A 19646-nucleotide genomic window follows, 5' to 3' on the forward strand; every position below is an offset into this window, starting at 1 on the left:
GCATGGCAGCGCGCACTGGCGCGCGGGAGACTCGCGGCGGGCGCCTCGCGTCCCGAATCCGAAAGCCCGACCCCATGACCCATTCTTCCTTCGTCTACAACAGCGCGCCCCAGCGCGTGGTCTTCGGTGCCGGCGCGCTGCGGCACCTGGCGCGCGAGATCGAGGCGCTCGGCGCGCGCCGCGCGCTGGTGCTGTCCACGCCCGAGCAGCGGCCGCAGGCCGAGCGCATCGCCGCGCTGCTCGGCGACCATGCGGCCGGCGTGTTCGACCGCGCCGTGATGCACGTGCCGATCGAGACCGCGCGCGAGGCGCGCGAGGTGGCGCGGCGGCTCGATGCCGATTGCGCCGTGGCCATCGGCGGCGGCTCGACCACCGGCCTGGGCAAGGCGATCGCGCTCGATTCGGGGCTGCCGATCCTCGCCATTCCCACCACCTATGCGGGCTCCGAGATGACGCCGATCTACGGCATCACCGAGGCCGGCCTCAAGAAGACCGGCAAGGACGCGCGCGTGCTGCCGCGCACCGTGATCTACGACCCCGAGCTCACGCTGAGCCTGCCGGTGGCGATGAGCGTGACCAGCGGCATCAACGCGATCGCGCATGCGGCCGAGGGCCTCTACGCGGTCGATGCCAATCCGATCATGGACCTGATGGCGGTGGAGGGCATCGCCGCGCTGGGTCGTGCGCTGCCCGTGCTGCGTGCCTCGGCCCAGGACGTGGCGGCGCGCGGCGATGCGCTGTACGGCGCATGGCTGTGCGGCACCGTGCTCGGCAACGTGGGCATGGCGCTGCACCACAAGCTCTGCCACACGCTCGGCGGCAGCTTCAACCTGCCGCATGCCGAGACCCACACCATCGTGCTGCCACATGCGCTGGCCTACAACGCCGCGGCGGCGCCGCGCGCCATGGAACGCATCGCCGGCGCGCTCGGCGGCAGCAGCGCGGCGCAGGCCGTGTACGAGCTCGCGCGCGACAACGGCGCGCCGGTGGCGCTGCGCGACATCGGCATGAAGGAGGCCGACCTCGACGTGGCCTGCGCGCAGGCGCTGCAGAACCAGTATCCGAATCCGCGGCCGCTGGAGCGCGACGCGATCCGCGCGCTGCTGCAGAACGCCTGGGAAGGCGCGCGGCCCTGAGCGGCGGGACCTCCGCGCCTTGCGCGCGAGGTCCGTCTGCCGCTCTCAGTTCGCGGCCGCTTCGCCGCCCGCGGGCTGCGTGCTGGCCACCGAGGGCACGCCCTGCAGCTGCTTCACTTCGGCCAGGTAGGCCGGGCTGTTGCGCAGGCGCTCGTAGGCGGCCGTGCGTTGGCGGAAATCGGGGTTGGTGCTGTCGATGCCGTCGATGCGCGCGTACTGGTTGAGGCCGGCGCGGGTCCACAGCGCGAGGTCGGCCTTGACTTCGGCACGGCTCAGCGCGCCCGCGGCCACGTTCTCGCCGGCTTCGCTGCCGACCCATGCTTCCTGCGGCGCCTGGGCCACGGTCTTCGAACGGTCCAGGTCGGCGCGCACGTCGGTGCGGCTCAGCGCGCTGCCGGTGGTGGCGATCGGCGCGCCCACCCAGGCTTCGGCGGGCACGGTCTGGGCCGAGGCGGCGCCGGCTGCGAGTGCGAGAGCGGAGAGGGCGATGAGTTGCTTGGTGTTCATGGTGAGAGTCCCTTCGGATGTCTGTGTGGGCGGCGGACATTCGTCGTTGCCACGGGATGCAGTGTGAAACCGCATCGTGGTTCGCGCTGTGCGTTTGCGCACTGCTTTCGATCGATCGCGCGCGGGCCGTGAACCCCACTGGCAGTGGGGAGAAACGGGGATGAGGGCTCAGGCCGTTCGTGCCGCGTACAGCACCGCCAGCGGCTCGGTGCGCCCGCGCACGGCGAGCATCTCGGGCGCGCCGAGCGCCTCGGCCGCGCCGGCCTGCTGCGCCGCGAACAGCGAGAGCACCAGCCGCGCCGAGGCCTTCTTCGAATGGTCCTGCAGCCGGCTCGCGGTGTTGACCACCTCGCCGATCGCCGTGAAGGTGGTGGTCTCGAGGTAGCCGACCTCGCCGACCGCGGCGCGGCCCGCGTGCAGGCCCATGCCGAAGTCCAGCCGCTGGCCGAACTGGGCCTCGAAGCCCTCGCTCCAGGCGTCCATGCGCTCGCCGATCAGCGCGGTGGCGCGCAGCGCCTGGCGGCAGGCGGTGGCGAGGTCTGTCTCGAGGCCGAAGATCGCCATCACGCTGTCGCCGATGAACTGGTTGGGCACGCCGCCGGCCTCGCGCACGGCGGCGCCCACGGTGGCGAAGTAGCGGTCGAGCACGTAGGCGAGGTCGAAGGGCCACTGGCGTTCCGACAGCCCCGACCAGCGCCGCAGGTCGACGAACAGGATCGCCACGTCGCGCTCGTGGCCGAAGCTGCCCACGGGCGCGGGCCGGCCCTCGTTGGGGCGCGGCGCGAACAGCGGCGTGACCTCGATGTCGCCGCGCGGGCGCAGCTGACAGGCCAGGCGCACGTCGGCCGGCGCGCGCACGCGTTCGAGCGTGCGCTGCTCGTCGCGGCCCGGCGGGTCGACGTGGCCGGCCGGGCCGTTCACGCGCACGCGGCAGGTCGAGCAGCGCGCGCGGCCGCCGCAGGCCGACAGGTGGGCGATGCCGTGCGAGCGGCTGGCCTCGAGCACGCTCCAGCCGTGCGGCACGTGCACCGTGCGCTCGGGATAGCGCAGCGCGACCGAGGGCCGGCCCGACCAGCGGTAGAAGGCCGTGCGGCCCCAGCGCGCGAGCAGCAACGCGGCCAGCGCCAGCGCATAGAAGAGCTTGATGTTGCGTTCGATCGCACCGAGCGCGCGTGACTGCTCGGCAGTCGGGACCACCGTCGGCGGCACGCCGGTCCACTGGAACTCGCGCCCCATCGAGACGAAGCCCAGGGCGGCCAGCAGCGGCAGCACGACGGCGATGGCCAGCAGCAGGTGCGAGAAGCGGCGGTACCAGGGCTGCACGCGCAGCGCGAAGTGCAGGCCCAGGCAGCCGTGCACCCAGGCCGCGAGCATCAGCGCGAACTGCGCGCTCGCGCCCGGCAGGTCCCACAGGCCCCAGACCACGCGCGCGTACGAGCCATCGATGCCGTAGAGGGTGTGGGCGCCGCGCATCGCCGTCAGGTGGGCCGCCAGCAACAGCGGCAGCGAGAAGCCCAGCAGCACGCGCAGGCCCTCGAGCGGCGGCATGCGCAGCGTGCGCCGCTCCCACAGCGCGACCACGGCCAGCGCCAGGTGCGCCAGCGCGGCGCCATACAGCAGCAGGGTGCCGGGCAGGCTGTGCCAGAAGGCGCGCAACTGGTCGAGCACCGCCTCGGCCCGGGCGAAGGAGGCGATGCCTAGCGCATGGTTGAGCAGGTGCAGCGTGACGTAGGCCATCAGCACGATCCCGCTGGCCCAGCGCAGGTTGCGCCGCGTGGGCGTTCTCAGGGCGGGTGGGGAACGTCTTTGCATGCGGCGGGTCGGAAGGGCACCCGAGCATAATGCGCGGCGCCCACCGACCCGGCATGGCCTCCACCACACCTTCCCCGTCTTCCGCCCCGGCTTCGGCCGCCCCGCGTTCCAGCCTCGCGCTGCGCCAGATCGCGCTGCTCGCGGGGCTGTCCGACCAGCGCCTGGACCAGCTCGCGCAGCAGTGCCTGTGGCACAGCGTGGCGGCCGGCAAGCCGCTGCTGCTGCGCGCCGAGCAGCAGGGCGAGGTGTTCCTGCTGGTCTCGGGCCGCGTGCGCGTGACCACCTATTCGGCCAATGGCCGCCAGGTGACCTTCCGCGATTCCGAGGCCGGCGAGCATTTCGGCGACATCGCCGCCATCGACGGCGGGCCGCGCTCGGCCGACGTGGTCACGCTCGAACCCTGCGTGGTCGCCAGCCTCGACCGCACCGCCTTCCTGGCCCTGCTGCGCGACGAGCCGCTGGTGGCCGAGCGCGTGATGCAGCGGCTGGCCGCGCTGGTGCGCCAGCTCAGCGAACGCGTGATCGACCTGAGCACCCTGGGCGTGCAGAACCGGCTGCATGCCGAGCTGCTGCGGCTGGCACGCGGCGCCGGCTTCGACGGCAACCAGGCGCGGCTCGAGCCCGCGCCGCGCCACGCGGCCCTGGCCAGCCAGATCAGCACCAACCGCGAGCAGGTCACGCGCGAGCTCAATGCGCTGGTGCGCAGCGGCGTGCTGCGCAAGGACGGCCGCGCGCTGGTGCTGGAAGACGCCGGCCGATTGGAGCGGATGGTGGCCCAGGTGCGCGGCGACGCGTCCTGAGCCTGCGCGAGATCAGTTCCAGCGGCCGGTCGTGCCGCCCACGCTGAAGCGGCCCGCGCCCAGCAGCACCACGGCGAGCGCGCCGAACAGGTACAGGCCCTGCAGTTCGAGCGCCCAGCCGCCCTGCTTGGTCAGCGCGAAGAAGTCGCCCATGTGCACCAGGCCGAAGGCGAACAGCATGTTGACCACCACCACGGCGGCCGCGGCGCGGGTCCAGAAGCCAGCGATCAGCAGCAGCGGCGCGACGATCTCGCCCACGTAGACCAGGTAGGCCAGGCCGCCGGGCAGGCCGGACTTGGCCAGCATGCCGGCGATGAAGCCGACCCCGGCCGAGAGCTTGAAGATGCCGTGCAGCAGTACGAGCACGCCGATGGCGACGCGCAGCAGCAGCTTGCCGGCGTCGTCGCCGTTGGCGAGGGTGGGGGCGGCGAACGACGAAGCGATCGGCGCATGCGTGGTGGCGGCCTGGGTGTTCATGGCGGTTCCTCGAGCGGTCAGGATAGGAAAGGACTGCGCCCGCCCGCGGGATGCGGGCAGGTCCGTTTCCAGTGTGCGCAGGAGGCGGCGGGCCGGTCGGTGCGTTTACGCACCTTTTTTCGAGAAAGCGGCTCGGGCGAGCGGATCAGCGGCCCAGGAAATGCCCGGTCCACTTGCGCTCGTAGTCCATCTTGTGGAAGTGCGCGGCCATGAAGTCGATGAAGCTGCGCACCTTGGCCGACAGGTGCTTGCGGCTCGGGTAGGCCAGGTTGATGCGCAGGTGCGGCAGGTCCCAGTCGTCGAGCGTGGGCACCAGCCGGCCGGCCACGATGTCGTCGTAGACGATGTAGGTGGGCTGCACCAGGATCCCCATGCCGTCGAGCGCCGCGGCGCGCAGCACCTGGCCGTCGTTCGATTCGAGCAGCCCCTGCACCGCCACCGTGCGGACTTCACCGTCGCGGCCGGTGAAGCGCAGCTCGTTGGGGTTGTTGGCGTAGGTGTAGATCAGGAGCTTGTGCTGCAGCAACTCCTCCAGCGTCTTCGGGAAGCCGTGCTGCGCGAAGTAGCGCGGCGAGGCCGCGAGGATGCGCCGCGTCTCGCCGAGGCGGCGGATCGTCACGTTGGAATCGGGCTCGTACTCGCGCGTGCGGATCGCCACGTCGATGTTGTTGTCGATCAGGTCGAAGTAGCGGTTGGCCGCCTCCACGTGCACCTTCACGCCGGGGTAGCGCTGGGTGTACTCGCGCAGCAGCGGCGCGATGTGGTGGATCGAGAACGACAGCGAGGCCGTGATGCGCAGCGTGCCCGTGGGCTGCAGCGCGGTGGCGTTGACGGCCGTCTCGGCATCCTCGAGGTCCGACAGGATGGTGCGCGCGCGGCCGCAGAACTCGCGGCCGGTGTCGGTCAGGTAGAGCCGGCGCGTGTTGCGCTCGACCAGCCGGGCGCCCAGCCGCGCCTCGAGCGCGCTCAGGTGGCGGCTCGCGGCCGCGTTCGACAGCCCCAGCGCCTCGGCGGCGCGGCTCAGGCTGCCGGCGTCGGCAATCTGCACGAGCAGGGCGATTTCGGTCCAGCGGTCCATGGGTGTCTCCGGCGAGCGTCTTTTTCGGGCTGGGCGATTTTGTGCCAGGCGATGGGTCGACCGTTCCGCTGGGCGGAAAAATCATTTGCGCCGAGGTGCTTTGCGCCCGCCGGTGCGCCGCCTAGAGTCGGGCGAACCCCTCGAACGAATGGAGACAGCCGCCATGCGCAATCTCAACCAGGACAACATCACCCAGGCCGTGCTCGCGCGCTTCGCCGACACCCCGAACCCGCGGCTGCACGAGATCGTGACCAGCCTGGTGCAGCACCTGCACGCCTTCGCGCGCGAGGTGAAGCTGACCGAGGCGGAGTGGAAGCAGGGCATCGACTACCTGACGGCCACGGGCCGGATGTGCGACGACACGCGCCAGGAATTCATCCTGCTGTCGGACGTGCTGGGGCTGTCGATGCTCACGATCGCGATGAACAACGACAAGCCTGCCGGCTGCACCGAGGCGACGGTGTTCGGCCCCTTCTATGTCGAGGGCGCCCCCGAGTACGCGCACGGCGACGACGTGGCCAACGGCGCGGCCGGCGAGCCCTGCGACGTCAGCGTGACGGTGCGCGGCCTCGACGGCGCGCCGGTGGCCGGTGCCGTGGTCGACGTGTGGCAGGCCGACGCGGGCGGGCACTACGACGTGCAGCATCCCGAGCTCGGCCATGCCGAGAACCGTGGCCGGCTGCGCACCGGGCCCGACGGCGCGCTGCATTTCCGCAGCGTGCTGGCCGAGGCCTACCCGATCCCGACCGACGGCCCGGTGGGCCAGCTGCTCGATGCCACGAAGCGCCATCCGTGGCGGCCCGCGCACCTGCACTTCATGATCCAGGCGCCGGGCTACGAGCGGCTCATCACCCACGTGTTCCGCGAGGGCGACCAATGGCTCGATTCCGATGCGGTGTTCGCGGTGCGCGAATCGCTGGTGGCGCCCTGGACGCGGCAGGCCGATGGTCGCTGGCGGCTCGATTTCGACTTCGTGCTGAACCCGCTGGCGCCGTCGCCGGCGACCGGTGCGGCGAAGGCCGTGGCCCAGCCCGCATGACATCCACCCCCCGACAGGAGACGCAGGGAATGAACGACACGCTGCAGCAGGAGCTGCTGATCCGCCGCATGATCGAACGCTGGGCCGTCTGGCGCGATGCCGGCGACTGGGAGCGCTTCGCCACCGTGTGGCATCCCGAGGGCGTGATGATGGCGACCTGGTTCCAGGGGCCGTTCGCCGAGTTCATCCGCGTCACGCGGGAAGGCTGGGCCAAGGGCGTGAGCATCCTGCACTTCCTCGGCGGCTCGGCGATCGAGCTGGCGGGCGAGCGCGCCATCGTGCAGACCAAGATGACGATCTCGCAGCGCGGCCCGGTCGAGGGCGTGCCCTGCGACGTGGTGTGCACCGGCCGCTTCTACGACTTCGTGGTGCTGCACGAGGGGCGGTGGAAGCTGCTGCACCGCCAGCCGATCTACGAGAAGGACCGCATCGACCCGATCGACCCGGCCGCCAGCGTGACGCTCGATGCCGCGAAGCTGGCCGAGCTGCCCGAGGGCTACCGCCACCTGGCCTACATCCAGCAGCGCATCGGCTACACGGTGAAGCTCGACATGCCGATGCTCAAGGGCCCGGCGGTCGAGGCGCTCTACCAGCGCGGCGCGCGCTGGCTCGCGGGCGGCGCGCTCGAGCGCTGAGCCGGGCCGGATCGGGGCCGCAGCGGCCCGCGCGCCTTCCTGCTACGCTCGCCGGGGCCCGCCGCGACGACGGGCTTTTTTTCGCGCGCCCTTCCTGCCCATGGTCTTCCCCCTCATCACCGACCCGCACTTCTACGCGGTCGCCATTCCCGCCGTGCTGCTGCTCGGCATCAGCAAGAGCGGCTTCGGCGCCGGTTTCGGCTCGCTCGCGGTGCCGCTGATGGCGCTGGCGGTCACGGTGCCGCAGGCCGCGGCGATCCTGATGCCGCTGCTGCTGCTGATGGACCTGCTGGGGCTCGCGGCCTTCCGGCGCGACTTCGACCGTTCGCTGCTGAAGTTCCTGATCCCCTTCGGCCTGCTGGGCACGGTGATCGGCACGCTGCTGTTCCGCGCGCTGTCGGCGCACACGGTGGCGGGCATCGTGGGCGTGTTCACGCTGCTCTTCCTGGCGCAGCGCGTGCTGTTCCCGCCCAAGCCGGACGATCCGCTGCCCTCGCGCGGCATCGGCGCCGCGCTGACCACGGTGTCGGGCTTCACGAGCTTCATCGCGCATGCGGGCGGGCCGCCGATCAATGCCTACGTGATCCCGCTGCGGCTGTCGCCGGTGGTGTTCACGGCCACCATGGCCTACTTCTTCTTCGTGGTGAACCTCAGCAAGTGGATCCCCTACGCATGGCTGGGCCTGATCGACCTGCGCACGCTGGCCACCTCGCTGGCGCTGATGCCCTTCGCGCCGCTGGGCGTGTGGGTCGGCATCCGCATCGCGCGGCGCATCGACGCCACCTGGTTCTACCGCTTCGTCTACCTGGGCATGCTGCTGACGGGGCTCAAGCTCGTCTACGACGGCTTCGTGGCGGCCTGAGTCCCCGCCGCGGCGCTCAGAATTCGACGATCGACTTGAAGCCGCCGAAGATCATGCGCCTGGCGTCGAAGGGCATGGTCTTCGGGTCCATCGCCGCGATGCGCGGGTCGGCCATCACCTTGGCGTTGACCGTGTCGCGGTGCTTGCGCGACTTGTAGACGATCCACGAGAACGCGACCACCTCGTCGGCCTTGAGCTTCACGCTCTGCGGGAACGAGGTCAGCTTGCCGGGCTTGACGTCGTCCGCGACGCACTCCACGTATTCGAGCGCGCCGTACTCCATCCAGACCTTGCCGGCCTTGCGCGCCACCTTGCGGTAGGCCTCCACGTTCTTGGCGGGAATCGGCACGATGAAACCGTCGACATAGCGAGCCATGGGAACACTCCTTGAAAAGAAGGGAAAGAGAAACAGAAACGGCGGCCGGCCCAGCAGCAGCCCGTCAGGACGTTGCCGCGCCATTCGCCGCGCTCCCGGGGCCCGCCGCTTCCTCGTTGTCGTGCATCTGCCCCGGCATGGCGGAGCGAAGCAGCAGGGCGCCGAACAAACCCGCCACCGCCGCGAACACGGCGCCGACGAGAAATGCCATCTGGTAACCGCCGGTGAGTGCGAGCGGCGTGCTCGCGCCGGCCGCGAGCATCGAGCCGGTCTGCGCGGCCGCGATGCTCGCGAGCACCGCGAGGCCCAGCGCGCCGCCCATCATGAAGGCGGTGTTGACCACGCCCGAGGCCAGGCCCGATTCGCTAGGGCTCACCTCGCTCATCGCGGCCAGCAGCAGCGGATTGAAGGCCATGCCGGCGCCCAGGCCCAGCAGCAGCATGCCGGGCAGCACGTCGATCGCGAAGCGGCCGTCGACCGGCGCGCGCGCGAACAGCGCCAGCCCGATGGCCGCGAGCCACAGGCCCGCCGCGAGCGGACGGCGGATGCCGAAGCGCATCACGATCTTCGCCGACAGCCCGAGCGAGAACACGGCCATGATGACGTTGGCCGGCAGGAAGGCCAGGCCGATCTGCATCGGCGTGTAGGCGAGCACCAGCTGCATGTAGAGCGCCGAGATGAAGAACCAGGCGAACATCGCCGCGGCCCACAGCACGCCCACCACGTTCGAGACCGAGACGCTGCGCAGCCGGAACAGGCCCAGCGGCATCAGCGGATGCTTCACCCTGGCCTCGATGGCGATGAAGATCGCGAGCAGCGCGACCGCGGTGCCGAGCAGGCCCAGCGTCTGCGCCGAGCGCCAGCCGGCCTCGTTGCCGTTGACCACGCCGTAGACCGCGAGCATCAGCGAGAGCGTGACCGTGACCGCGCCGGCCACGTCGAGCTTCTCGCCATGGGCCTGGCCGCGCGCGCTCGGCAAGAGCGCGATGCACAGCGCGTACACGGCCACGCCGATCGGCAGGTTGACCAGGAAGATCCAGTGCCAGCTCAGCGAGCTGGTGAGCAGGCCGCCGAGCAGCACGCCGATGCTGCCGCCGCCGGCGCAGACGAAGCCGTAGACGCCCATCGCCTTGGCGCGGTCGGCCGGCTCGGTGAAGAGGTTCATGATCAGCGACAGCGAGACGGCCGACACGATCGCGCCGCCCAGGCCCTGCACCGCGCGCGCGGCGATCAGCAGGCCCTGCGTGGTCGAGATGCCGCAGGCCAGCGAGGCCAGCGTGAACAGCACCAGCCCGGCGAGGAAGACGCGGCGGTGGCCGTAGAGGTCGCCGAGCCGCCCGCCCAGCAGCAGGAAGCCGCCGAAGGTCAGCATGTAGGCATTGACGACCCACACCAGCGAGGTCTCGGTGAAGCCGAGGTCGGTGCGGATCGAGGGCAGCGCGACGTTCACGATGGTGGTGTCGAGCACGATCATCAGCACGCCCAGGCACAGCACCATCAGGGCGAGCCAGCGCTTGCGGTTGTCGAGGGATTCGGTCATGGAAAGGATTCCTCAGGGGCCGGGGGGGGGGCGGCCCGGCGGTGGGTTGTGGCGTTCTTCGTGAGACGAGGGAGGCGCCGCCGTTGATCAGCCAGGGCGTGCCGTAGCGGTCGGTCACCATGCCGAAGCCCTCGACCCAGAAGGTCTTCTCGAACGGCATGCCGACCTGGCCGCCTTCGGCGAAGGCGTCGAACACGCGCTTCGCTTCGGCGACCGTCGGGTAGTTGAGCGCGACGCCGAAGCCCTTCATGCCTTCGTACGGCATGCCCGGCATGCTGTCGGAGGCCATGAGCGTGCTGTCGCCGACCACGAGGCTGGCGTGCATCAGGCGGCTCGCGGCCTCGGGCGGCATGTTGGCGGCCTCGGGGCTGTCGCCCACGGTCATGAGCATTTCCATTTTTCCGCCGAGCGTCTTCTCGTAGAAGCGCATGGCCTCGGCCGCGTTGCCGTCGAAGGTGAGATAGGCGTTGAGGAGCGACATGGGAGTTCCTTCGTGAGTGGGTGGATGGGAGAACGGGAGGGGGACAGGCTCAGGATCCCGCCGGCTTCTCGGCCGCGGTCTTGAGGTTGGCGAGGCCGGCTTCGAAGTCCTTGCCGATCAGGGTGTCCATGTCGAAGAACAGGCCCATGAGCTTGGAGATGTAGGGCGCCGGGCCGTGCATGGCCCAGGTGACCTGGGTCGCGTCGCCCTGCGGCTGGAAGCTGAAGTCGGCGGTGTTGCGGGCCTCGAAGGGCTTGAGGAAGTCGAGCTTGATCGAGACCTTGGTGGGCGAGGCCTCGAGGATCTCCATGCGGCCGGCGCCGGCCTTGTCGTTGCCTTCCCAGGCGTAGGTCGCGCCCGGGCCGCTGGCGGCGCCGCCGAAGCTGCGCTTCATGGCCGGATCGAGCTTCTCGTAGGGCGACCACTCGCTCCAGCGGTGGAAGTCGGCGACCAGCGGCGCGATCCGCTCGGGCGGTGCCTGGATGCGCGTGCTGCGCTCGACGCGGAAGCTGTCGGGGCGCGTGGCCGCGTACAGCAGGACGCCGGCGATCAGCACGACGAGGAGGAGGGCGATTTTCTTGAACATGGAGATCCGGGGAGGAAAGGGCGCGGGGTCTTGCGGGGCGTGGCTTCAGTGGCCGACCACCACCATCCAGCCCACGCCGAAGCGGTCGCCGACCATGCCGAAGCCCGGCGAGAAGAAGGTGGGGATCAGCGGCTGCATCACCTGGCCGCCGTCGGCCAGCGCGTCGAACCACTTGCGCGCGTCGGCCTCGGTGGGCGCGGTGATCGCCAGCATGATTCCCTTGAACTCGGCCTGGCCCGAGCAGCGGCCGTCGGAGGCCATGAGCTCGGTCTCGCCGATGCGCAGCACCGCATGCATGACCTTGTCGGGACCGGGCATGGCACCGGCGCAGCCGTCCGCGTCGGGCGGCATGTCGGCGGGGGCGTCGCTGTAGCGCATGAGCTGCACGACCTCGGCGCCGAGCGCCTTCCCGTAGAACGCGATGGCCTCGTCGCAGCGGCCTTCGAACGAGAGATAGGACTGGACTTTCATGGCAATTCCTTTTCGCTGGTGCGGTTATTCCGTGGGCGCCGTTGGGCGAAAAAGGCCCTGGCGAATACGATGGCACTACTTTGTGTACACCGTCCACAAAGAATAGCAAAGATAATGGACACTGTCCACATCGAAAAATCGTAGTCCGAGAAAGAAGGAAATGGTCCGCAACGCCGCCATCGCCGCCGAATCCGCGCCGCCCTCGCGCTCCACCTACCGCCACGGCGACCTGCGCCGGGCCTTGCTGGACGCGGGCATCGAACTGGCGCGCGACGGCGGCCCCGATGCCGTGGTGCTGCGCGAGGCCACGCGCCGCGTGGGCGTGGTGCCCAACGCGGCCTACCGCCACTTCGCGAGCCGGCACGAGCTGCTGCTGGCGGTGCGCGGCGCCGCGCTGTCGGCCGCGGCACGTTCGATGGAGAAGGAACTCGGCGCGATCTCGCACGACCAGCCGCCGGCCGACTATGCGCGCGCCTGGGTGCGGGCGATCGGCTGGGGCTACCTGCGTTTCGCGCAGGACGAGCCGGGGCTGTTCCGCACCGCCTTCGTGATCTCTTCCGACGAGGCGCGCGGCACCATCGGCCCCTCGAGCGCGGGCGCGAGCGGCATGGACCCGTTCCAGCTGCTGGGCTCGGGCCTGGACCGGCTGGTGGAGGCCGGCGCGCTCGATCCGGCACGGCGCCCGAATGCCGAGTACCTGGCCTGGTCGGCGGTGCACGGGCTCGCGCTGCTGATCATCGAGGGCCCGCTCAAGGAGGCCGACCCGTCGGTGCTGGAGCCGCTGACCCTGCGGCTGCTGGAGATGGTGGAGCTGGGCCTGCAGTAGGCGCGGCGCTCAGAGGCTCAGAGATAGACCTTCTGCAGCAGCTTGATCAGCGTCTCGCGCTCGCGCGCGCTGAGCCGCGCGCTGGCATCGAGCTCGAGCTGGATCACGGCCTGCTCGGCCTCGCGCACCAGCGCCTCGCCGGCCGGCGTGAGATGCAGGCCGACCGCGCGGCCGTCGTGCGGATGCGGCTTGCGCTCGATCAGCGCGCGCGCGTCGAGTTCGGCCACCAGGCTCACGAGGTTGGGCGGCAGGATGTCGAGCGTGCTGCAGATCTGGCGCGAGGTGGCGCCCGGGTTGTGCGCCAGCAGCGAGAGCACCGAGAAGTCGATCTGCTTGAGCTTGAAGGCCGCCATGCGCTTGGCGAACAGCGCGCTCACCACCAGCCAGGCGCGGCGCGCGTTGTAGCCGACCAGGGTCTCGAGCACGCGCGCGTCGAGGCGGTCCGTCCTGCCGAGCGGCGCGGCGGCCGCGTCGCTCTTCGCGCCCTTGGGGTTGGCGGATTTCGGGGAGGTGGGCATGCCGCAAGCGTAACCGCGAGCGGGGCCCCGAAGGGCCGGGCCGGTGGCGACTTGGCGACAGCCCTCGAGGCCGGGCTCAGGACTCCGCGGTGAAGCCGATCTTCTTCACCAGCGGGCCCCAGCGCTCGTACTCGGACTGCAGCGACCGGCGCATCTCCTCGGGCGAGGAGCCCTGCGCGAGCAGGCCCACCGACAGCAGGCCGTCGGCCACGGCCTTGTCCTTGAGCGCGGCCTGGATCGCGCCGCTCGCGGCGGCGATCACCGGCGCGGGCGTCTTCGCGGGCGCGAAGAAGCCGAACCACTCGTCGGCCACCAGCTCGGGGAAGCCCTGCTCGGCGAAGGTCGGCACCTCGGGCAGGTAGGCGGCGCGCTGGGCGCCCGAGGTGGCGAGCACGCGCAGCTTGTTGGCCTTGACGAAGGGCAGGTAGTCGCCGCTGGGCGTGAGGCTCGAGGCGATCTGGCCGCCCACCACGTCGTTGACCGCCGGCAGCGAGCCGCGGTAGGGCACGTGGCGCAGGTCGGCGCCGCTGTTGAGGCCCAGCAGCGCGCCGAGGAAGTGCGGCGTGGAGCCCGCGCCCGGCGAGCCGTAGCTGGCCTGGCCCGGGTTGGCCTTGGCCCAGGCCACGTAGTCCTTCAGCGTCTTCACGCTGGCAGGCACCATCGGGCCGACCGCCAGGCCGTGCGTCATCACCGCGCCGATCGAGACCGGTGCGAAGTCGGCCAGGCCGTAGCTCAGCTTGCTGTAGATGTAGGGATAGGTCGACAGCGCCGAGGCCTGCGAGAGCGCGAGCACCGAGCCGTCGGCCGGCGCGCTCTTGAGCGAGTCGAGCGCGATGCGCCCGCCCGCGCCGGGCTTGTTCTCGACCACGGGGTTGAGCTTCGTGAAGTCGGTGCCGCCGAGCTTGTCGGCCACGCGACGGGCCACGCTGTCGCCCGCGCTGCCGGCCGGGAAGCCGTAGTAGATCTTTACCTGCTGGGCGACGATCTCGGCCAGCGCGGCCAGGGGATGCTGCAGGGCGCCGAGCGCGGCTGCGCCGCCGAGCGCCGTCACGAACTGACGTCGGTTGGTCATGGTCTTGTCTCCGGTGGTGTTGCTGGGGCTTATCGCGGCGCCATGCGCAGCGCGCCGTCGAGTCGGATCACCTCGCCGTTGAGGTGGCCGTTGGTCACGACGTGGCAGGCCAGCTCGGCGAATTCCGAGGGCTGGCCCAGCCGCGGCGGGAACGGGATCGAGGCCGCGAGCGACTGCTGCACCGGCTCGGGCAGCTCGAGCACCAGCGGCGTGGCGAACAGCCCGGGCGCGACGGTGCAGACGCGGATCGCGTGTTGCGCGAGGTCGCGCGCCATCGGCAGGGTCATGCCGACCAGGCCGCCCTTCGAGGCGCTGTAGGCCTGCTGGCCGACCTGGCCGTCGAAGGCCGCGACCGAGGCGGTGAACAGCATCACGCCCTTCTCGCCGTTGGCGAGCGCCGCTAGCTTCGCGCAGCGCGCGGCGAACAGGCGCGCCATGTTGTAGCTGCCGATCAGGTTGACGTTGACCACGCGCACGAAGTCCTCGAGCGGCGCCGGGTTGCCGTCCTTGCCGACGATGCGCTTGGCGCTGCCGATGCCGGCCACGTTCATCAGGATGCGCGCCGGACCGTGCGCGGCCTCGGCCCGGTCGAGCGCGGCGCTCACGCTCGCGGCATCGGTGATGTCGCAGGCGCAGGCGATGCCGCCGATCTCGGCGGCGACCTTCGCGGCGAGCTCGGCATTGCGGTCGAGCAGCGCCACCTTCGCGCCCAGGCGCGCGAGTTCGCGCGCGGTGGCCTCGCCGAGGCCCGATGCGCCGCCGGTCACGAGCGCGGCCTGTCCTTCGATCTTCATGGGTTCGTCTCCAGAGATGGGAAAAAGCGTCAGCGAGGCCGCAAGGTGAAGGGCAGCGTGCCGTCGTGCAGCGCCTCGACCAGCGCGGCGCGGTGCTTGAGCACGGCGCGCTGGTTGATCGAGCCCTTGTCGGTGACCTCGCCCTTGTCGATCGAGGGCGGCTCGCTCATCAGGTGCAGCCGCGCGATGCGGTTGGCGCTGCCGGTGCTCGCGGCCGCGAGCTGGTCCAGCACCTGCTGGAAGTGCGCCTGCACCGGCGCGCTCTCGAGCACCTGCCGCATGCTCGCGCCGGCGTCGAGGCCCGCGAGCTGGCGCACCTTCTGCGTAGGGAAGACCAGCGCGCCGACCTCCTTGAGGTTGATGCCGGTCAGCACCGCGTCCTGCACATAGGGCGAGCCGGCCGTCGCGATCTTCGCGCGCAGCGGGCCCACGCTCACGAAGGTGCCGGTGGCGAGCTTGAAGTCCTCGGCGATGCGGCCGTCGAAGCGCAGGCCGCGGTGGATGTCGGTGTCGTCGATCCACTTGACCGCGTCGCCGGTCGAGAAGAAGCCTTCCTCGTCGAAGGCCTCGGCCGTGGCCTCCGGCGCGCGCCAGTAGCCGGGCGTGATGTTGGGGCCGCGATAGCGCACCTCGGTCTTGCCGTCGACCTCGATCAGCTTGAGCTCGATGCCCGCCGCGGGCAGGCCGACGTCGCCCGACTTCACGTCGGGGCCGGTCACGTAGAGCGCGAACGGGCCCGATTCGGTCATGCCCAGGCCGGTGCCCATGACGATGCGCTCGCCGACCTCGGCCTCCTGCGTGCGGTGCAGGCTGTCCCAGACCGGCTGCGACAGCGCCGCGCCCGAGTAGAAGAACATCTTCACGCGCGACAGCAGGTTGCGCCGCAGCACCGGGTCGGTCTCCATCGCCTGCGCGATCGCCTCGAAGCCGGTCGGCACGTTGAAGTAGATGGTGGGCGCGATCTCGCGCAGGTTGCGCAGCGTCTCGGCCATGCCGGTGGCCGTGGGCTTGCCCTCGTCGATGTAGAGCGTGCCGCCGTTGTCGAGCACGATGCCCACGTTGTGGTTGCCGCCGAAGGTGTGGTTCCACGGCAGCCAGTCGACCAGCACCGGCGGCTCGTCGCCCAGCGCCGGGATCGACTGGCGCAGCTGCTGCTGGTTGGCGCACCACATGCGGTGCGTGTTGACCACCGCCTTGGGCATCTTGGTCGAGCCCGAGGTGAACAGGAACTTGGTGATGGTGTCGGGGCCGGTGGCCTGCATCGCGGCGTCGATGGCCGGCGTGGGCACCGTCGCCGCGAGCGCGTCGAACGAGGTGGTGGCGCGCCCGGGCAGCTCGCCTTCGGCCAGCACGATCTCGACGCCGGCATCGGCCGGCAGCGTGGCCTCGATCGCGCGGGCATAGCGCGCGGCGTCGGCCGCGAACACCAGGCCCGGCGTGAGCGTGGCCAGCACGTGGCGCAGCTTGTCGAAATCCTGGCTCACGAGCGAGTAGGGCGGCGAGACCGGGCAATAGGGCACGCCCGCGTAGAGGCAGCCGAGCGCGAGCAGCGCGTGCTCGATGCCGTTCTCGCTGAGGATGGCCACCGGGCGCTCGGCATCGAGGCCGCGCGCGAGCAGGGCCTGGCCGATCGCGCGCGCCTTGTGCAGCGCCTCGGCATAGCTCACGCGCAGCCAGTCGCCGGTGCCGCCGTCGGCCAGCCGCGCGCGGCGCGCGATGAAGGTGCGCTCGGGCGTGGCCTCGGCCCAGTGGTGCAGCCGGTCGGTCATGCGTTCGCGGTAGGGGCGAAGCGGCGTTTCCGCGCTCAGGTACTGCGTGCCCGGCGCGCCGTCGCGCAGCAGCGCGCGCGTGACGCCGAAGGCGAGCGGTCGGTATTGGATGGCCGTCATCGGGGCGCCCGTGCGTGAGTGGATGAGTGAATGAAGAGGGCCTCAGCCCTTGCTGACCTTGGCGCCGCGGCCTTCGAGGAAGTCGCGCACGCGCTGCTTGGCCTCGGGCGCGGCCTGCACGATGCCGGACATCAGCGCCTCGGTGAAGAAGCCGTGGTCGGCCGGCTGCTCGGCGATGCGCGGCAGCGCGTGCATCAGCGCGTAGTTGGTGAGCGGCGCGTTGGTGGCCACACGCTTCGCGAGCTCGAAGGCCTTGTCGAAGGCCGTGCCCTCGTCGACCAGGTACTGCGCGAAGTTGGCGCGCTCGCCTTCCTCGGCGTTGTAGACGCGGCCGGTCATCATCATGTCGGTCATGCGCGCCACTCCGATCAGCCGGGGGATGCGCACCGAGCCGCCGCCGCCCACGAAGATGCCGCGCGAGCCCTCGGGCAGCGCATAGAAGGTGCTGCGGTCGGCCACGCGGATGTGGCAGGCGCTCGCGAGCTCGAGCCCGCCGCCGACCACCGCGCCGTGCAGCGCGGCGATCACCGGCACCGGGCCCTTCTCGATGCAGTCCAGCGCCGCGTGCCACAGGCGCGAATGGGCGAGGCCCTGGCCCGCGTCGCGCTCCTTGAGTTCGCTCAGGTCGAGGCCGGCGCAGAAGTGCGGGCCCTCGCCGTCGATCACGGCCGCGCCCACGCTGGCGGGCAGGTTCTGGAAGGCATCGCGCAGCGCGAGGATCAGGCCATCCGACAGCGCGTTGCGCTTGGCGCCGCGCGTCAGGCGAATGATGGCGACGTCGTCGCGGAGTTCGATGTGAAGGTCGGAAGAGGTCATGTTGCGTTCGGGATTGAAGCGGATTATGGTTATGTGAAATAATCAATTCAAGGCATTCGACGATGCCGCGAACTAGGGACTTTCCCGTAAAGGAGACGATGAAGTGGACCACCAGAACCTGATCGCGATCGATATCCACACCCATGCCGAGGTGAGCTGCTGGAACCCGTTCGACAACTACGGCGAGGAGTACGACCGCGCGGCCGACAAGTACTTCGGCTCGAACCGCCGCCCGACGATCGAGGAGACGGTGGCCTACTACCGCGAGCGCAAGCTGGGGCTGGTGATGTTCATGGTCGACGCCGAGTCGAACATGGGCCGGCGGCGCATCCCGAACGAGGAGATCGCCGAGGCGGCGCAGAAGAACGCCGACATGATGATCGCCTTCGCGAGCATCGATCCGCACAAGGGAAAGATGGGCGCGCGCGAGGCGCGGCGGCTGATCGAGGAGCACGGTGTCAAGGGCTTCAAGTTCCACCCGACGGTGCAGGCCTTCCATCCCTACGACCGCATGGCCTGGCCGCTCTACGAGGTGGTGGCCGAGTACGGCATGCCCGCCATCTTCCACACCGGCCACAGCGGCATCGGCTCGGGCATGCGCTGCGGCGGCGGCCTGCGGCTCGAGTACAGCAACCCGATGCACCTGGACGACGTGGCGATCGCCTTCCCCGACATGCAGATCGTGATGGCCCACCCCAGCTTCCCCTGGCAGGACGAGGCGCTGAGCGTGGCCACGCACAAGCCCAACGTCTGGATCGACCTCTCGGGCTGGAGCCCCAAGTACTTTCCGAAGCAGCTGGTGCAGTACTCCAACACGCTGCTGAAGGACCGCGTGCTGTTCGGCAGCGACTACCCGCTGATCACGCCCGAGCGCTGGATGAAGGACTTCGAGGTCGCGGGCTTCAAGCCCGAGGTGATGCCGGGCATCTTGAAGGGCAACGCGGTGCGGCTGCTGCGGCTCGACGCCGCCGCTGCGGCCTGATCAGTCCGCCTTGCGCGCCGGGCCCGCCGGCGCGGCGGCGTCGTTCCAGTGCTGCTCCCACAGGGCGTCGCCGCGTTCGAGCGCGGCGCCCAGCTCCTTCCTGCGCCGCTGCACGACCGCGGTGACCAGCGCATTGCACAGCGAAAAGGCGGCCGTGTAGGAATCGAAGGGCGAGGCGCTCGAGGTGCGCACCAGCATCAGATGGTCGGCCGAGGCGGCCGCGGCCGCCGAGGGGCTGTCGGTGATCACGATCACCTTCGCGCCGCGTTCGCGGAAGTAGGCCGCCGCGCGCGCCGTGGCCAGCGAGTGGCGCCGGAAGGTGACGGCCAGCAGCACGTCGTTCTCGCCGACCCACAGCAACTGGTCCTCGAGCGGCAGCGCCGCCGTGCCGGCCAGCGGCCGCACCTCGGGCAGGCACAGGTTCAGGTGCAGCGCCAGGTGACCCGCGATCGCGGCCGCATGCCGGTGGCCCAGCACGTGCACGCGCGCCTTGCGCTGCACCAGCAGCCGCACGGCGGCCTCGAAGGCCACCGGGTCGATGGCCGCGAAGGTCGAGCTCAGGTTGTGCTGGTCGTGCAGCAGCGCGTTGGCCAGGCAGGTGCGCACCGAGGCGTCGTCGACGATCACGGCATCGGCGCGCGTGGCGGGCGAGGCCAGTCGCGCCGTGACCTCGGAGCGGGCCTCGAGCTGCGCTTCCGCGTAGCTGGGATAGCCGAGCTTGGCGAGCAGCCGCACCACGGTCGAGGCGCTGGTGCCCACCTTCTTTGCAAGGCTCGTTGCAGATTCGAGCAGGCCCTGGGGATAGCGCGTCTGCAGTTCCTCGATCAGGCGCTGCTCGCTCTTGGTGAGCTTGCGGCCGTAGCCCGAGATGCGTTGGTTGAGGTTCATGGTCGCCGGGCATTCTGCCCGCGCAGGGGGCGCGATGGGCTTCGATTTTGCAATGGTTATT

General features: G+C 70.6%; 21 protein-coding genes and 1 pseudogene. 7 read left to right on the forward strand and 15 right to left on the reverse strand.

What is annotated here, in order from left to right; genetic code table 11:
* The first annotated feature begins 74 nt into the window (after positions 1-74).
* On the forward strand, positions 75-1136 hold the full coding sequence (locus ACODT0_RS19570; RefSeq protein WP_489042077.1) for a maleylacetate reductase: 1062 nt from the start codon (positions 75-77) through the stop codon (positions 1134-1136).
* 45 nt (positions 1137-1181) lie between these two features.
* Here the strand turns inward: ACODT0_RS19570 and ACODT0_RS19575 are convergent, their stop codons facing one another.
* Both ACODT0_RS19575 and ACODT0_RS19580 read right to left on the reverse strand, forming a co-directional pair.
* Positions 1182-1643 (reverse strand): hypothetical protein, encoded by a 462-nt coding sequence (locus ACODT0_RS19575; protein ID WP_261213452.1) that lies wholly within the window; start codon positions 1641-1643, stop codon positions 1182-1184.
* Positions 1644-1811: 168 nt separating this feature from the next.
* Positions 1812-3455, reverse strand: a complete 1644-nt coding sequence (locus tag ACODT0_RS19580) for an adenylate/guanylate cyclase domain-containing protein (protein WP_489042078.1) — start codon at positions 3453-3455, stop codon at positions 1812-1814.
* Between the two features lie 53 nt (positions 3456-3508).
* Between ACODT0_RS19580 and ACODT0_RS19585 the strand changes: the two genes are divergently transcribed.
* Positions 3509-4255, forward strand: coding sequence for a Crp/Fnr family transcriptional regulator (locus ACODT0_RS19585; RefSeq protein WP_489042079.1), 747 nt, complete (start codon positions 3509-3511; stop codon positions 4253-4255).
* 12 nt (positions 4256-4267) lie between these two features.
* Here the strand turns inward: ACODT0_RS19585 and ACODT0_RS19590 are convergent, their stop codons facing one another.
* Together ACODT0_RS19590 and ACODT0_RS19595 are read right to left on the reverse strand one after the other, a co-directional pair.
* Positions 4268-4732 (reverse strand): DoxX family protein, encoded by a 465-nt coding sequence (locus ACODT0_RS19590; RefSeq protein WP_413762385.1) that lies wholly within the window; start codon positions 4730-4732, stop codon positions 4268-4270.
* Positions 4733-4877: 145 nt separating this feature from the next.
* On the reverse strand, positions 4878-5810 hold the full coding sequence (locus ACODT0_RS19595; RefSeq protein ID WP_057596609.1) for a LysR family transcriptional regulator: 933 nt from the start codon (positions 5808-5810) through the stop codon (positions 4878-4880).
* A 163-nt stretch (positions 5811-5973) separates the two neighbouring features.
* Between ACODT0_RS19595 and ACODT0_RS19600 the strand changes: the two genes are divergently transcribed.
* The 3 genes from ACODT0_RS19600 (at position 5974) to ACODT0_RS19610 (ending at position 8346) form a co-directional block, all read left to right on the forward strand.
* Positions 5974-6849 carry an intradiol ring-cleavage dioxygenase gene (locus tag ACODT0_RS19600; RefSeq protein ID WP_057596615.1) on the forward strand — a complete coding sequence of 292 codons (876 nt, stop codon included), beginning with the start codon at positions 5974-5976 and terminating at the stop codon, positions 6847-6849.
* A 29-nt stretch (positions 6850-6878) separates the two neighbouring features.
* Positions 6879-7484, forward strand: coding sequence for a nuclear transport factor 2 family protein (locus ACODT0_RS19605; protein ID WP_489042080.1), 606 nt, complete (start codon positions 6879-6881; stop codon positions 7482-7484).
* A 100-nt stretch (positions 7485-7584) separates the two neighbouring features.
* Positions 7585-8346 (forward strand): sulfite exporter TauE/SafE family protein, encoded by a 762-nt coding sequence (locus tag ACODT0_RS19610; RefSeq protein WP_057596611.1) that lies wholly within the window; start codon positions 7585-7587, stop codon positions 8344-8346.
* Positions 8347-8362: 16 nt separating this feature from the next.
* Here the strand turns inward: ACODT0_RS19610 and ACODT0_RS19615 are convergent, their stop codons facing one another.
* From ACODT0_RS19615 to ACODT0_RS19635, 5 genes and pseudogenes are all read right to left on the reverse strand, one after another.
* Positions 8363-8722 (reverse strand): DUF1428 domain-containing protein, encoded by a 360-nt coding sequence (locus tag ACODT0_RS19615; RefSeq protein ID WP_057596612.1) that lies wholly within the window; start codon positions 8720-8722, stop codon positions 8363-8365.
* A 64-nt stretch (positions 8723-8786) separates the two neighbouring features.
* Positions 8787-10262 carry a DHA2 family efflux MFS transporter permease subunit gene (locus ACODT0_RS19620; RefSeq protein ID WP_489042081.1) on the reverse strand — a complete coding sequence of 492 codons (1476 nt, stop codon included), beginning with the start codon at positions 10260-10262 and terminating at the stop codon, positions 8787-8789.
* A gap of 64 nt (positions 10263-10326) precedes the next feature.
* Positions 10327-10743: pseudogene (locus ACODT0_RS19625) on the reverse strand (VOC family protein); the annotation flags it as partial.
* A gap of 49 nt (positions 10744-10792) precedes the next feature.
* Positions 10793-11329, reverse strand: coding sequence for an SRPBCC family protein (locus tag ACODT0_RS19630; RefSeq protein WP_479670798.1), 537 nt, complete (start codon positions 11327-11329; stop codon positions 10793-10795).
* A gap of 45 nt (positions 11330-11374) precedes the next feature.
* On the reverse strand, positions 11375-11800 hold the full coding sequence (locus tag ACODT0_RS19635; protein WP_057596447.1) for a VOC family protein: 426 nt from the start codon (positions 11798-11800) through the stop codon (positions 11375-11377).
* Positions 11801-11960: 160 nt separating this feature from the next.
* On the opposite strand from ACODT0_RS19635, the gene ACODT0_RS19640 reads away from it, so the two are divergent.
* Positions 11961-12626, forward strand: coding sequence for a TetR/AcrR family transcriptional regulator (locus ACODT0_RS19640; protein WP_422095955.1), 666 nt, complete (start codon positions 11961-11963; stop codon positions 12624-12626).
* 17 nt (positions 12627-12643) lie between these two features.
* Here the strand turns inward: ACODT0_RS19640 and ACODT0_RS19645 are convergent, their stop codons facing one another.
* From ACODT0_RS19645 to ACODT0_RS19665, 5 genes are all read right to left on the reverse strand, one after another.
* The gene (locus tag ACODT0_RS19645) at positions 12644-13144 is read right to left on the reverse strand and encodes a MarR family winged helix-turn-helix transcriptional regulator (protein WP_057596449.1); all 501 of its coding nucleotides are present in this window, start codon (positions 13142-13144) and stop codon (positions 12644-12646) included.
* Between the two features lie 76 nt (positions 13145-13220).
* On the reverse strand, positions 13221-14216 hold the full coding sequence (locus ACODT0_RS19650; protein WP_489042082.1) for a Bug family tripartite tricarboxylate transporter substrate binding protein: 996 nt from the start codon (positions 14214-14216) through the stop codon (positions 13221-13223).
* 29 nt (positions 14217-14245) lie between these two features.
* A complete protein-coding gene (locus ACODT0_RS19655) occupies positions 14246-15010 on the reverse strand; it encodes an SDR family NAD(P)-dependent oxidoreductase (protein ID WP_489042083.1) in 765 nt (254 codons plus the stop codon).
* Positions 15011-15039: 29 nt separating this feature from the next.
* Positions 15040-16899, reverse strand: coding sequence for a feruloyl-CoA synthase (locus tag ACODT0_RS19660; protein ID WP_489042084.1), 1860 nt, complete (start codon positions 16897-16899; stop codon positions 15040-15042).
* Between the two features lie 42 nt (positions 16900-16941).
* Positions 16942-17715, reverse strand: coding sequence for a crotonase/enoyl-CoA hydratase family protein (locus ACODT0_RS19665; RefSeq protein WP_057596453.1), 774 nt, complete (start codon positions 17713-17715; stop codon positions 16942-16944).
* Positions 17716-17818: 103 nt separating this feature from the next.
* Between ACODT0_RS19665 and ACODT0_RS19670 the strand changes: the two genes are divergently transcribed.
* A complete protein-coding gene (locus ACODT0_RS19670; RefSeq protein WP_489042086.1) occupies positions 17819-18697 on the forward strand; it encodes an amidohydrolase family protein in 879 nt (292 codons plus the stop codon).
* On the opposite strand, the gene ACODT0_RS19675 is transcribed toward ACODT0_RS19670, so the two are convergent.
* Positions 18698-19585: a MurR/RpiR family transcriptional regulator gene (locus ACODT0_RS19675; protein WP_261213479.1), complete on the reverse strand. Its 888-nt coding sequence runs from the start codon at positions 19583-19585 to the stop codon at positions 18698-18700.
* Positions 19586-19646 lie beyond the last annotated feature (61 nt).

It is taken from the genome of Variovorax sp. FG153 (assembly GCF_057809595.1).